General features: G+C 64.5%; 18 protein-coding genes. 12 read left to right on the forward strand and 6 right to left on the reverse strand.

All coding sequences use genetic code 11. The features are described 5' to 3' along the window. From PSET11_RS12915 to PSET11_RS12930, 4 genes are all read left to right on the forward strand, one after another. A partial coding sequence (locus tag PSET11_RS12915) for an aggregation-promoting factor C-terminal-like domain-containing protein (protein ID WP_462897918.1) occupies nt 1–418 on the forward strand: 418 nt, incomplete at its 5' end. Nucleotides 419–436: 18 nt separating this feature from the next. Beyond that, the gene (locus PSET11_RS12920) at nt 437–796 is read left to right on the forward strand and encodes a TraR/DksA family transcriptional regulator (RefSeq protein WP_124092738.1); all 360 of its coding nucleotides are present in this window, start codon (nt 437–439) and stop codon (nt 794–796) included. Beyond that, nucleotides 793–1335, forward strand: a complete 543-nt coding sequence (locus PSET11_RS12925; protein ID WP_124093015.1) for a DNA alkylation repair protein — start codon at nt 793–795, stop codon at nt 1333–1335. The genes PSET11_RS12920 and PSET11_RS12925 overlap by 4 nt, the downstream gene beginning before the upstream one ends. 19 nt (nt 1336–1354) lie before the next feature. Further along, nucleotides 1355–1864 carry an NUDIX domain-containing protein gene (locus PSET11_RS12930; RefSeq protein ID WP_124092739.1) on the forward strand — a complete coding sequence of 170 codons (510 nt, stop codon included), beginning with the start codon at nt 1355–1357 and terminating at the stop codon, nt 1862–1864. On the opposite strand, the gene PSET11_RS12935 is transcribed toward PSET11_RS12930, so the two are convergent. Continuing rightward, complete coding sequence (locus tag PSET11_RS12935) at nt 1861–2538, reverse strand: endonuclease/exonuclease/phosphatase family protein (protein WP_124092740.1); 678 nt, start codon at nt 2536–2538, stop codon at nt 1861–1863. The genes PSET11_RS12930 and PSET11_RS12935 overlap by 4 nt on opposite strands. Before the next feature lie 169 nt (nt 2539–2707). Here PSET11_RS12935 and PSET11_RS12940 point away from each other — a divergent pair, with 169 nt between their 5' ends. From PSET11_RS12940 to PSET11_RS12955, 4 genes are all read left to right on the forward strand, one after another. Then, nucleotides 2708–3511: a thioesterase family protein gene (locus PSET11_RS12940; RefSeq protein WP_124092741.1), complete on the forward strand. Its 804-nt coding sequence runs from the start codon at nt 2708–2710 to the stop codon at nt 3509–3511. An 81-nt stretch (nt 3512–3592) separates the two neighbouring features. Then, a complete protein-coding gene (locus PSET11_RS12945; RefSeq protein ID WP_124092742.1) occupies nt 3593–4141 on the forward strand; it encodes a PadR family transcriptional regulator in 549 nt (182 codons plus the stop codon). Between the two features lie 5 nt (nt 4142–4146). Beyond that, nucleotides 4147–5862: an ABC1 kinase family protein gene (locus tag PSET11_RS12950; RefSeq protein ID WP_124092743.1), complete on the forward strand. Its 1716-nt coding sequence runs from the start codon at nt 4147–4149 to the stop codon at nt 5860–5862. 100 nt (nt 5863–5962) lie between these two features. Further along, on the forward strand, nt 5963–6700 hold the full coding sequence (locus tag PSET11_RS12955) for a lipoate--protein ligase family protein (RefSeq protein ID WP_124092744.1): 738 nt from the start codon (nt 5963–5965) through the stop codon (nt 6698–6700). Between the two features lie 11 nt (nt 6701–6711). Here the strand turns inward: PSET11_RS12955 and PSET11_RS12960 are convergent, their stop codons facing one another. The 3 genes from PSET11_RS12960 to PSET11_RS12970 form a co-directional block, all read right to left on the reverse strand. Next, a complete protein-coding gene (locus PSET11_RS12960; protein WP_124092745.1) occupies nt 6712–7353 on the reverse strand; it encodes an MBL fold metallo-hydrolase in 642 nt (213 codons plus the stop codon). Beyond that, entirely contained in the window at nt 7350–8435 is a 1086-nt protein-coding gene (locus PSET11_RS12965; RefSeq protein WP_124092746.1) for an S-(hydroxymethyl)mycothiol dehydrogenase, read from the reverse strand. Before PSET11_RS12965 ends, PSET11_RS12960 begins: the two co-directional genes overlap by 4 nt. Nucleotides 8436–8543: 108 nt before the next feature. Beyond that, nucleotides 8544–8801 (reverse strand): mycoredoxin, encoded by a 258-nt coding sequence (locus PSET11_RS12970; protein WP_124092747.1) that lies wholly within the window; start codon nt 8799–8801, stop codon nt 8544–8546. A 91-nt stretch (nt 8802–8892) separates the two neighbouring features. On the opposite strand from PSET11_RS12970, the gene PSET11_RS12975 reads away from it, so the two are divergent. Next, nucleotides 8893–9651: an SOS response-associated peptidase gene (locus PSET11_RS12975; RefSeq protein WP_124092748.1), complete on the forward strand. Its 759-nt coding sequence runs from the start codon at nt 8893–8895 to the stop codon at nt 9649–9651. Nucleotides 9652–9725: 74 nt separating this feature from the next. Beyond that, complete coding sequence (locus PSET11_RS12980) at nt 9726–10046, forward strand: chorismate mutase (RefSeq protein ID WP_124092749.1); 321 nt, start codon at nt 9726–9728, stop codon at nt 10044–10046. On the opposite strand, the gene PSET11_RS12985 is transcribed toward PSET11_RS12980, so the two are convergent. Both PSET11_RS12985 and PSET11_RS12990 read right to left on the reverse strand, forming a co-directional pair. After that, a complete protein-coding gene (locus tag PSET11_RS12985; RefSeq protein WP_124092750.1) occupies nt 10043–10432 on the reverse strand; it encodes a hypothetical protein in 390 nt (129 codons plus the stop codon). The genes PSET11_RS12980 and PSET11_RS12985 overlap by 4 nt on opposite strands. A 79-nt stretch (nt 10433–10511) precedes the next feature. Further along, nucleotides 10512–10862, reverse strand: coding sequence for an ArsR/SmtB family transcription factor (locus PSET11_RS12990; RefSeq protein ID WP_124092751.1), 351 nt, complete (start codon nt 10860–10862; stop codon nt 10512–10514). A 100-nt stretch (nt 10863–10962) separates the two neighbouring features. On the opposite strand from PSET11_RS12990, the gene arsB reads away from it, so the two are divergent. Continuing rightward, a complete protein-coding gene (arsB, locus tag PSET11_RS12995) occupies nt 10963–12087 on the forward strand; it encodes an ACR3 family arsenite efflux transporter (protein WP_377946853.1) in 1125 nt (374 codons plus the stop codon). Further along, entirely contained in the window at nt 12068–12490 is a 423-nt protein-coding gene (locus PSET11_RS13000; protein ID WP_124092752.1) for an arsenate reductase ArsC, read from the forward strand. Before arsB ends, PSET11_RS13000 begins: the two co-directional genes overlap by 20 nt. The last annotated feature ends 12 nt before the right edge of the window (nt 12491–12502 follow it).

Raw genomic sequence — 12502 nt, forward strand, 5'->3', positions numbered from 1 at the left:
GGCGAATCCCGCCCCCGCCAACCCGGTAAATCAGGCCCCGGCACCCCAGCCGGCGCCAGCACCGAGCCCGCCACCCGTCGTCGTACCTTCCGTTCCTGGCGGGGCAGTCAACGATCCCGCCGCCGCCAAGAACTACGCCGCTTCTCGACTGGCGGCCTACGGCTGGGGCCAGGACCAGTTTCCCTGCCTTTCACAGCTGTGGACCAAGGAATCCAACTGGCTGACCACCGCCACGAACCCTTCCTCCGGCGCCTACGGCATCGCCCAATCGCTCCCCGCCGGCAAATACGCCAGCGCGGGCGGCGACTGGCTCACCAATTACCGCACCCAGGTGGACTCGGGCCTGGGCTACATCAGCGGCCGCTACGGCTCACCGTGCGCCGCGTGGAACCACTCGATGGCCACGAACTGGTACTGATTTGGCTAGGCTGCTGGGATGGCAGGCGTTGAACATTTCCGCAGACTTCTCGAGGCGGAGCGCGCCCTCAAATTGACGCTGATTGCCTCCCTCCGGGCGGACATCGCCGCGGCAAACGCTGCTAGGCAAGACTCCAACGTGGACGACGAACACGATCCAGAAGGCGCCACCATCGCCTTCGAGCTCTCCCAGGCTGCCGCCCTGGCCGCCCAATCAGACGCCGGGCTGGCAGCCATCGAGGCTGCCCTCAGCCGCATCGAGGCTGGCACGTATGGGCTGTGCGCGGTCTGCGGCCAAGCGATCGCAGCCGGTCGGCTTGAGGCGCGACCATGGACTCCGTTCTGCATCACGCACGCCAGCGCCGGCCGGAACGCATGACGGATCCCACCGTGGTAGCCGCGGCAGCGGACTTCATCGACGCCACGCTCCAGAAGGAGGGCGCCTGGTATCGGGCGGACGATGTCGGGTCCCGGCTGGGTGGCCTGCTCGGCTCCTACGGGTCGTCAGTGGGTGCCGTGCGCGGTACGGTGCGGGACGCGCTACGGAAGTTCCGCACGCTGGAGCACGACGGCGTCACACTCCTCGCGTCGACGTTGTGGTCGCAGCCTAGGCCCGGGGTCCTGCCCATCTATGAGCGGCGGCTCGCCGCGGTGGTCCTGCTGCAGTCGAGGGTGAACCTCCTCCTGCCTACGGACCTGACCCGGATCGAAGGATTCCTGCGTTCGGCGCACACCGATGAACTGGCCGACCCACTACTTGCCGACGTGGTGGTTCCCCTGCTCCGCGGACTGGGTCAGCGGGACCGGCAGCGCGCCGACGTCATCCTGGCTCGCTGGCGGGCTGACCCCGCACCTGGACTGCCGGCCGCGGCGGCGTACCTGGACCGGCAGTTGGACAAAGACGCGCCACCACGCTGACACCTGCCAGACTGGGGGCATGGATCATCGTTTGGCACCCGGCATGTCTTCCACTCCGCCGCCGCGCATCGGCCCCAGGGACCCTGGTGACGCGTGGGTGGAAGGCGACCAGGGGCGTTTCTGGGGCAGGTTCGGAGCTGCAGGCGTGCTTGCCTACGATCCGGACAAGGGAGTCCTGCTGCAACATCGAGCGATGTGGAGTCATAACGGCGGCACCTGGGGACTGCCCGGCGGCGCGTTACACCAGCACGAAGACGCGGTCACTGGCGCGCTCCGCGAAGCCCATGAGGAGGCAGCGGTGCCGGCGGTCGGCGTGGAGGTTCTCTTCACCTCGGTGCTGGACCTAGGTTACTGGTCCTACACCACGGTGGTGCTGCTGGTGACGGAGCCCTTCGACCCTGCCATCAACGATCCCGAAAGCATTGAACTTCGTTGGGTGCCAGCGGCGGACGTCGCCAACCAGGACCTGCACCCGGGGTTCGCGGCAGCCTGGCCCGCTCTCCAGGAAAAGTTGCTGGCGGCGGGCTAGTAGTCCCGGCCGTACTCCGCTTCCACCAGGATGGGCAGGTGGTCGGACTTGCCGCGGGGCATGGTCTCCACGCTGGTGATGTCCAAGCCCAATGAGGTGGCAAAATCGAAATGTCCCTTGAAGACCTTGTACCGGGTGTAAGTCCGCCGGTTGCTCAGCGAGAGCGAGTAGCCGGACTTCTTCATGTGGACGTCGAGATTCTTGGTGAAGAAAGGGTAATTGAAGTCGCCCACCATCAGCGTCATCAAGCCCTCGCCCATGCTGAGCAGTTCGGCGTGGGCGGCATGGATCTGCTTGCGGCGCAGCGAGTTTGAAGCCGTGAGTGGAGCCGCGTGGAACGAGCCAATGACCAATTCGTGCTGGGTCTCGTTGTCCATGACCCTGGTGCCGATCAGGCGCTCGTGCGCTGGCGCCAAGACCCTGTCATGCATTGACTTCTGCAGGGCGAAAGACTGGGTATCCAGGGCTGTGAAGCGGCTGGTCCGGTAATAGATGGCAAGGCCCAGGCGGTTCCCCTTGGTGGAGTCGGCCAGATGCAGGGGGCCCAGCGTCTCGGGTAGATCGGTGGAATCCACCTCCTGCAGGCAGAGCGCATCGATGTCATGGTTCCGGGCCAGGGCGAGGAGTTCCCCGCTCGCCTGATGCTTGCGGAGGTTGTAGCTGATGACGCGCATGAAACACCTCTTCCGAGGGTGGCTGACAGGATCGGTTCCTGAGTCTACCCAGTAGCTTCCCACCCCGCGCCAACATTTCTCCGCAATCCGGTGCTGGGTTTTGACGGCGGCGCGTTCCTGGCTGGCGATAGGATGGGCGCCATTGCGCCGACTCCCCGAAAGGTACCCGTTGACAGCCCTCCCGTCTGGCTTGGCCGAAGGAAATTCCTACTACCAGGACCTGGGTGCCGGTAGCTTCAGGTCCACGATTCACGCCCAAGGCGCCTGGAACGAACACGAACAGCACATGGCTCCCGCCGCAGGCCTGCTGGCCCACGCCCTGGAACTCCACGCGCCCCGGCCGGAGCTGCGAATGGCCCGGATCAGCTACGAGATTCTCGGCCTGATCCATGCCGGCGACTGCCAGGTTGAGGTTTCCACGCTCCGTCCGGGGCGGACCATCGAACTGGTCCAGGCCGAACTGAGCGCCAACGGCCGGACAGCCATCCGCGCCACGGCGTGGCGGATTCTGACCAGCGATACTTCTGCGGTGGCGGCGGTAGAGGATCCTGCCATGCCGGCTCCTGCTGACTGCGAACCGTTCGATGTCACCAGCATCTGGCCGGGTGGTTTCATCGCCTCGCTGGAGATTCGGGTGGCGGAAGGTCACCGGCCTGGAGCGGGCAAGGTCTGGCTCCGGACATCGCACCCGCTGACGGACCGCGGCGATGCCAGCGACGTGGCCCGGTTGGTTGGCCTGGTGGACACCGCCAACGGCATCGCCTCGCGGGTTCCGCCCGGCAAGGACAGCTACGCGTTCCCCAACGTTGACCTCCAGATCCACATGCACCGGCAGCCGGCTGGCGAGTGGCTGGGCCTGGATAACCGGGTGTCGTTCGGGGGCGATGGAATTGGGCTCACCTCGACCATCCTCCACGACCAGCAGGGGCCCTTCGGCCGTGCGGAGCAGATCCTGACACTGCGGCAGACCTGATCTGGCGGCTCTTCCGGGTCTGCTCGTTCGGATGTATCGTTAGGTATCGTTGTATATCGTTACCGAGCAGAGGAGCCCATCATGCGCAGTTCATTCCCGGCCGGCGGTTTCACCGGCGGACCCAACATTGACGGCATGTGGCAGGCCGTGGAAAACCTTCGGTCCCAGTTTGAGAAGCGCGTGGGAACCCGCGTGGGCAAGGGTGAAGTGCGGGCAGCTGTCCTGGCGCTCCTGGCTGAGCGTCCCATGCACGGCTACCAGATCATCCGCGAGATCGAGGAACGCAGCGGTGGCAGCTGGAAGCCCAGTGCCGGCTCCGTGTACCCCACCCTGCAGCTGCTGGCCGATGAGGGTTTCATCAGCGCCGAGGAAGCCAACGGCAGGAAGATCTATTCGCTGACCGAGGCTGGCCGCGACGACGTAGCAGGTGCAGGCAACGCGGCCCCGTGGGAGAGCGGCCCCAGCCAGCAGGAGAGCCCAGGCGTCACCGCCCTGCCCAAAGCCGGGGTGGAACTGGCCCAGGCCGCTGCGCAAGTGGGCCGGACGGGCACCCCGGACCAGGTCAAACAAGCCGTATCGGTGCTGGACGAGGCTCGCCGTCGGCTGTATTCCATCCTCGCCCAGGACTAACGGGAGTGCCATCGGTTCGCCCCGCTTACTCCACCAGCTCGGGCGCAGGAGCCGGAGACACCAAGGCCCGATACCGCAGGATCCTGCGTTTTGCGGCCTGGAACCTGGCTGTGACGTGGTGGTTCGAGTTATTTCTGCCGAGGGTCGGCTTGGCCCGGGTCGCCGAGCGCACCCGGGCCAAGCGGATGCAACGTTTCGCCCGGAGATTCCACGACCTGGCCGTGGAGCTGGGCGGATTGATGATCAAGGTGGGACAATTCCTGTCCTCGCGCCTCGATGTGTTGCCGCCGGAGATCACCAAGGAACTTGAGGGCCTGCAGGATGAGGTGCCGGCGGTTCCGTTCCCCGCCATCCGGGCGCTGGCCGAAGCCGAGTTTGGTGCACCTTTGGAGAGGGTTTTCGACTGGGTTGACGAGACTCCCATCGCTGCAGCGTCCCTGGGCCAGGCACACCGCGCCCGGCTGCTGCCGGCCGACATAGCGGACACCGGACTGCAGAACGTGGTGGTCAAGGTGCAGCGGCCGGGCATTGAGGCGATTGTCGACGTCGACCTGGCCGCCCTGCGGAAGGTGGGCGGCTGGCTCAGCCACATCCGGCTGGTCTCGAGGCGGGCTGACATGCCGGCACTGGTCGAAGAGTTTGCCCTGACCAGTTTCGAAGAGATTGATTATCTACACGAGGCTGCGAACTCGGTCCGGTTTGCGGAGGACTTCGCCGGCGACGTGCGGGTGGGCGTGCCCCAGGTGGTGTGGGAGCGCAGTACCCGGCGGGTGCTGACCCTTGAAGACGTCACGGCCATCAAGATCACCGATGCGGAAGGGCTCCGGGCCGCCGGCATTGATCCGGCGGACGTGGCGCCGGTGTTCGCTTCGGTCATGTTTGAACAGCTCTTCACCAACGGCTTCTTCCACGCTGACCCGCATCCGGGGAACATCTTTGTGACTCCCGTTCCGGCTGAGGCCGGGGGACAGCCGTGGAAGCTGACGTTCATCGACTTCGGCATGATGGGCGAAGTCACTGCCAGTACCCGCAGCGGGCTGCGTAAGCTCCTGATCGCAGCCGCCGCCCGCGATGGCAAAGGCCTGGTGGCGGCAATCCGGGACGTTGGCGTACTTGTTCCCTCCGCTGACACGGTTGAGTTAGAACGGGCCATGACCCACCTTTTCGGCCGGTTTGGCGGCATGGGGTTCGCCGAGCTACGTGACGTTGATCCGCGCGAGTTCCGTGACTTTGGCCTTGAATTTGGTGACGTGGTGCGTTCCCTGCCGTTCCAACTGCCGGAGAACTTCCTGCTGATCATCCGCACCATGTCGCTGACGTCCGGAGTCTGCAGTTCGTTGAATGAGAAGTTCAACCTCTGGGACTCGGTGGAACCGTTTGCGGCCCAACTGCTCAAGGACGAACGCGGGAACATTGCCCAGGACGTGGGCCGGCAGGCATTGGACATTGCCAGCGTCACCCTGGGCCTGCCCCGTCGCGTGGATTTTTTGCTGACCCGGCTGGACGAGGGGTCGCTGCCCGTAGCCACTCCTAGGCTCGAGCGGCAGGTGGCGCGGTTGGATAGGAGCTCCCGCAGGGCCGCGTCGGCGCTGGTTTTCGCGGGTCTGGTGATCGCCGGGGCGGTGGTGCGGGCAGATGATGCCGTGCTGGGCACCGTGCTCATGATCGCTTCGGTGCTGCCGCTCCTGCACGGACTCTGGGTGGGGCGCCGCGGGGTGTAGCCGGTGATCTCCTTGGGGACTTTGCCGGGACGGCGTACCCTAGGTGTGGTTTTGTGCCCAACGCCGGGCCCAAGCCCATGACCTGAGGGAGCTTTGCACTATGGCCACTGCCGATGTCTTGACCGTGGTGCGCCAGGACCGGACCCTCGGCGCTGCCCGCGATCTAGAGTTTGGGCTGGAGCTGCTGGCCAGGGCCCGCACCGGCGCTGTGGGCCCGATGCTCCGGCTGTACCGGCCAGCTCCCACCGTGGCGTTCGGCCAACGGGACACGCGGTTGCCGGGCTTCGAGTCTGCCCAGCAAGCCTGCCGGGACCACGGGTTTGAGCCGCTGGTCCGCAGGGCAGGGGGCCGCGCCGCCGCCTATCACGAGGGCACACTGATCGTGGACCACATTGAGCCTGATCAGGATGCTGTGGCCGGTTCCAAGACCCGGTTTGGCTACTTTGGCGAACTTTTCGCCGTGGCCCTGCAGCGGGCGGGGGTGCAGTCCGCTGTTGGCGAGATCCCGGGGGAGTACTGTCCCGGTGAATACAGTGTGCACGGTGTTGACGCCGCAGACACCAGTCACCGGGTGAAGCTGGTGGGCACGGCCCAACGCGTGGTGGCCGGTGGGTGGCTGTTCAGCTCCGTGATCGTGGTGGAAAACTCCACGCCGATCCGTACCGTCCTTATCGACAGCTACGCTGCCCTGGGCCTGGCCTGGGACCCTGCCACCGCGGGAGCGGCAGATGACCTGGTTCCCGGCTTGACCGTCGAGGTCGTGCAGGCTGCCCTGCTGGAGACCTATGCGGGTCACGCCACCCTGGTTGAAGCGCCTTTCAGCAGCCTGGGAGCATGACCCGCACGGGATCAGTGACCGCGGGCAATCCATTCGCCGAGTTGGGGAGCCTCCGCGCCGATGGTGGTCGAGTCGCCGTGTCCGGTCCGAACTACCGTCTCGGCCGGCAACGTCAGCAACTGCGTGCGGATTGATTCGATGATGGTGGGGAAGTCGCTGTAGGACCTGCCCGTGGCTCCCGGACCACCCTGGAAGAGGGTGTCGCCGGTGAAAACCGTTGGACCGCCGTCGGGCCCTTCCGCTGCGTGGAAGGACACGGACCCCGGTGAGTGGCCAGGAGTGGGCAACGCCGTCAGGGACAACCCGGCAACTTCGAACGCGTCACCAGCGGCGATCTGCACATCCGGTTCGGTGTCCGGGTACACGGCCTGCCACAGCATCAGGTCCGCGGCGTTCAGGTAGACCGGCGCCGGAACCAGGTCCCGAAGCGCACCTACGGCGGCGATATGGTCATCGTGGCCGTGGGTGAGCAGGATGGCCTTCAACGTCCGGCCGCCGATGGCTGCGGCAATCGCAGCGGCGTCGTGCGCGGGGTCGATGACCACGCATTCGGCGTCGTCCCCCACGATCCAGACGTTGTTGTCCACGTCCCAGGTGCCGCCGTCGAGCGAAAACGTGCCAGAGGTGACCAGCCGGTCAATCCGGGCCGTCACAGCTCAACCACGGAGCGGAGGACGGCGCCGGCGTGCATCTTGTCGAACGCCTCTTCCACCTGGTCGATGCTGATCCGCTCGGTGACGAATGCGTCGAGGTCCAGCTTGCCTTGCTGGTAGAGGCTGATGAGCATGGGGAAGTCGCGGGACGGCAGGCAGTCGCCGTACCAGGAGGACTTCAGCGAGCCGCCGCGGCCAAACACGTCCAGCAGGGGCAATTCCAGCGTCATGTCCGGGGTGGGGACGCCGACCAGGACCACAGTGCCGGCGAGGTCGCGGGCGTAGAAGGCCTGCTTGTAGGTTTCGGGGCGGCCGACGGCGTCGATCACCACGTCGGCGCCGAAGCCGCCGGTGAGTGCGCGGATCTGTTCCACGGGGTCGCCTTCGGAGGAATCGACAGTATGCGTAGCGCCGAGGTGCGTGGCACGCTCCAGCTTCTTGGCGTCGATGTCCACCGCGATCACCGTGGTGGCGCCCGCGAGCGCTGCGCCGGCGATGGCGGCAACGCCCACGCCGCCGCAGCCAATGACGGCAACGGTGTCGCCGCGCTTGACTCCGCCGGTGTTGATGGCGGCGCCCAGGCCGGCCATGACGCCGCAGCCGAGGAGCCCGATGGCGGCGGCATCGGCGTCGGGATCAACCTTGGTGCACTGCCCGGCGGCCACGAGGGTCTTTTCAATGAAGGCGCCGATTCCCAGTGCGGCGGAAAGCTCGGTGCCGTCCTCGAGGGTCATTTTCTGGGTGGCGTTGGCGGTGTTGAAGCAGTATTGGGCTTGGCCCTTGGCACAGGCGCGGCAGGTGCCGCAGACAGCCCGCCAGTTCAGGACCACCCGGTCCCCGGGGACCACGCTGGTGACGTCTGGGCCGACGGCGCTGACGACGCCCGTTGCTTCGTGGCCCAGCAGGAAGGGGAAGTCATCGCTGATTCCGCCGAGCTTGTAGTGCAGGTCGGTGTGGCAGACGCCGCTGGTGATGATGTCCACGAGGGCCTCGCCGGGTCCGGGATCCGGGACGAGGATGGTTTCGAGGGTGACCGGCGCACCTTTGGAGAGGGCAACGACACCTTTGACTTTATGGACCACGGAAGGCTCCCTTGACGCAGATAGACAGAACGGGACCAGCACACGCAGTGTTGGTCCCGTTCTGTCTATCACAAGGGCCGGTGCTCCGGCATGGTGCTCCGCCGTATGTCAGGCAGCCAGCCGGCTCTTCACTTCAGCGGCGGAGGGGTTGGTGGCAGCGCTGCCGTCGGGGAACAAGACGGTGGGGACGGTCTGGTTGCCGCCGTTGAGCTTTTCGACGAGTTCGGCAGTGCCTTCGACTTCTTCGATGTTGATTTCGGTGTAGCCGATGCCTTGGGCGTCGAGTTGCTTCTTGAGCCGGTTGCAGTAACCGCACCAGGTGGTGGAAAACATGGTGATAGTGCCGGGTTCCGGGGTGAAGTCCAAGAAACTCTCCTGTGGGTTGGTACGGGCAGTACTTGTCCTAACCGCTGGATTTCGCCCAGTATTCCCTGCCGCCTGTGGCATGCTGGACCCCATGTGTGGACGCTATGTGATGGCACGCGCCGTCGGGGACCTGCTGGCGCAGTTCGATGCCGAACTGGAAGAGGAAGTCAGCCTCCCGCCGTCGTGGAATGTGGCGCCCACCGATGCCGTGCCGATCGTTTTGGAACGTGTGAAGAACGACGGCGGCCCGCAGCCCGTGCGGCAGCTGCACGTGGCGCGGTGGGGACTGGTGCCGTCGTGGGCGAAGGACCCGGGGATCGGTTCGCGGATGATCAATGCCCGCAGTGAGACGGTGTTGGAGAAGCCCGCTTTCCGCAAGGCCATGAAGTCCCGGCGGTGCGCGGTCCCGGCTGACGGCTACTACGAGTGGAAGCAAGGCCCGGGCAAAACCAAGCAGCCGTACTACGTTCATCCGGGGACGGACGAGGGGCTGGTTTTCGCCGGCCTATATGAGTGGTGGAAGGTGCCCACCGCCAACCCTGAGGAGCCTGCCGCATGGCTGCTCACCACGTCCATCCTGACGGCAGACACGCCGCCGCAGGGAGCCGAGTCAACAATTTTTGGGAAGCTGACCGAACTTCATGACAGGGTGCCGCTGCCCATGGACGCCGACACCATGGCGGCCTGGTTGGACCCTGCCGCCGAAGATCCAGCCGATCTGTTGGACCTGGTCAAGGCGGGAGTCACGGGAGTGGCGGCCGATTGGCGGGTGGAGTCAGTGGGCAAGGACGTGGGGAACGTCCGCAACAACGGACCCCAGCTGATCCATCCGGAGGAGGCCCTTTTCTAGGGGACGGTTCCCAACATCGTCTCAGCCTTTGTCCGGAGGTCGACTCCTGGTTGCCTGCTCGCTACCCTCGAACCATGGCAACTATTCCAGGAAACGACAGAGACGCCCTGGCCGACAAGGAACAACTTGCCGCCGTCCGGATTGCCGTGGACGAGGTTGACGAGCAAATTGTCACCCTCATTGCCCGCCGCGAACGGCTGATTCGCATAGCCGGCACCCTCAAGGGTGACGACGCCGAAGTCCGTGCACCTGGACGCGTCGAACGGATCATTGAGCACGTTCGCAGTGCCGCCGAGAAGAAGGACATTGACCCTGACATTGTGGAGTCAACGTATCGCGCCATGATTTCCGGTTTCATTGAACTGGAAATGCGCGTGCACAAAGAAACCAGCTAGAGCGCTTCGTGGACGGGGACTCCGGATTGGAATTCCCGTCCATCGGCTTCACTGAACCCTGAGATGACGTGGCCCTTGCCGAGCCCATGCACTGCAGACATGGGGAAATTACCGGTGATGTTCGAGCCGGAATGGCTGACACCGGCGAGGTCATAGTTTTCTTCGGTGCCCTGTTCGTGACTGAATGAGTAGAAGGCGATGGCCTCCCCGTTCATGAACTCAATACCGAGCCTGCGCTGGGAAGAGTAGTCAGGGCTCGCAGCCACCAGACCCACCACGTACGCGCCAGCGCCCGGAATGTTTCCCTCGACCTCGAAGGTAGCCACCAGGGTAGCGTCCTTGGCTTCGATGCTGACGTTTTTCAGGAGTGCGTCATGGGTGCTCATTGGTCCATCCTGCTACCTGGCGTCCTGTCCGTCCACCCTTCCTGTGGGCGAACCGCACTTGGGGCTTACCGCCAGGTGCTCAGAGGGTAGCCAAGATCTCGGCGACGTCGTCGAGGGCTCCTGGAATCAGGGAGTAGTAGGCCCAGGTGCCGCGCTTTTCGCGGTGCAGCAGACCGGCGTCGACCAGGATTTTCAGGTGGTGGGAGACCGTGGGCTGGCCGAGATCGAGGGGTTCGGTGAGGTCGCAGACGCAGGACCCACCTGATCCGCCCGCCTTGACGATCGAGAGGAGCCGCAGCCTGTTCGGGTCGGCCAGGGCCTTGAAGACGAGAGCCTTCTGTTGGGCTTCTGCAGCGCTCAAGGCTGGCTTGGCCGTCGGTACGCAGCAGGTGGCGTCGGCTGCGGGCTCAAGAATTTGCAGGGTCTTCATAAGTCCCATTATGCCCATGGATTGACAGTTATCGATATGACTGGGGATACTTCACATATCGATCATCATCAATTTAGTGCTGCACAGGAGACCCGTGAGTATCCGGACTGACATCCCACCCTTCCGCGGGAATGAGGCCGCCGTCGTTGGCAAACTCTCCACCCTGGACCGTTTCCTGCCGGTGTGGATCATTGCCGCCATGGCCTTGGGTCTGTTGTTGGGCAGTCTTATCCCGGGGCTGAACACCGCGTTGGAGGCGGTGAAAGTCGGCGAAGTGTCCCTGCCGATTGCTGTGGGTTTGTTGGTGATGATGTATCCGGTGCTGGCGAAGGTCCGTTACGACCAGGCGCACCGGGTGTTGGCTGACCGGAAACTGATGATCACTTCGCTGGTGATCAATTGGCTTTTGGCTCCGGCCTTCATGTTTGCCCTGGCGTGGATTTTCATCCCGGACTTGCCTGAATACCGCACCGGACTGATCATCGTTGGCCTGGCCCGGTGTATTGCCATGGTGATGATCTGGAACGATCTTGCGTGTGGTGACCGCGAGTCCGCCGCCGTACTGGTGCTCATCAACTCCGTCTTCCAGGTGTTTGCCTTCGGTGCTCTGGGCTGGTTTTACCTCCAGTGGCTCCCGTCCCTGTTGGGTCTGCCTACCACCAGTGCTGACTTCTCCTTCTGGGCCATCACAGCGTCAGTGCTGATCTTCCTGGGCATTCCGCTGCTGGCAGGGTTCCTCACCCGCACCCTTGGGGAGAAGGCCAAAGGCAGAGACTGGTACGAGAACAGGTTCCTACCCAAGCTCGGGCCCTGGGCACTCTATGGTCTGCTGTTCACCATCACGCTTCTCTTTGCCCTGCAGGGCGGCACCATCACTTCCCGGCCCTTGGACGTGGTCCGCATTGCCGTGCCGTTGCTGGTCTACTTCCTGGTTGTCTTCGGGACGGGCATGGTCCTGGGCCGGGTGCTGAACCTCGGTTACGCCAAGACCACCACCCTTGCTTTCACAGCAGCAGGGAACAACTTTGAACTTGCCATCGCCGTGGCCATCGGCACCTTTGGTGTGACATCCGGGGAGGCGCTCGCCGGCGTCGTCGGACCTCTGATCGAAGTTCCGGTTCTTGTCGGGCTCGTCTATGCCGCACTGTGGGCCCGCACGCGCTTCTTCCCCGCCCCACCAGCCGCTACACCCCTAGGAGAAGTCCATGAGCACCGTACACGATAGGAAGCCCACCGTCTTATTCGTCTGCGTCCATAATGCGGGCAGATCCCAGATGGCCGCCGCCTTCCTGACCACCCTCTCTGCAGGTGCCATTGAAGTCCGCTCAGCTGGGTCGCAACCAGCGGACAAGGTCAACCCGGCCGCCGTAAAGGCCATGGCCGAACTCGGAATCGACATGTCAGCTGAAATCCCCAAGATCCTCACTACCGAAGCCGTCAAGGAATCCGACGTCGTGATCACCATGGGCTGCGGCGACGAATGCCCGTACTTCCCCGGCAAACGTTACGAAGACTGGGTCCTGGAGGACCCCGCAGGCCAGGGCGTGGACGCGGTCCGTCCCATCCGCGACGAGATCAAGTCCCGCATCGAAGACCTGATCGCTTCACTCATCCCGGCCGCCAAGTAACCCACCCCATGC

Origin of the sequence: Arthrobacter ulcerisalmonis (genome assembly GCF_900609065.1) — a bacterium.
In the GTDB taxonomy this organism is placed as follows: Bacteria; Actinomycetota; Actinomycetes; order Actinomycetales; family Micrococcaceae; genus Arthrobacter; species Arthrobacter ulcerisalmonis.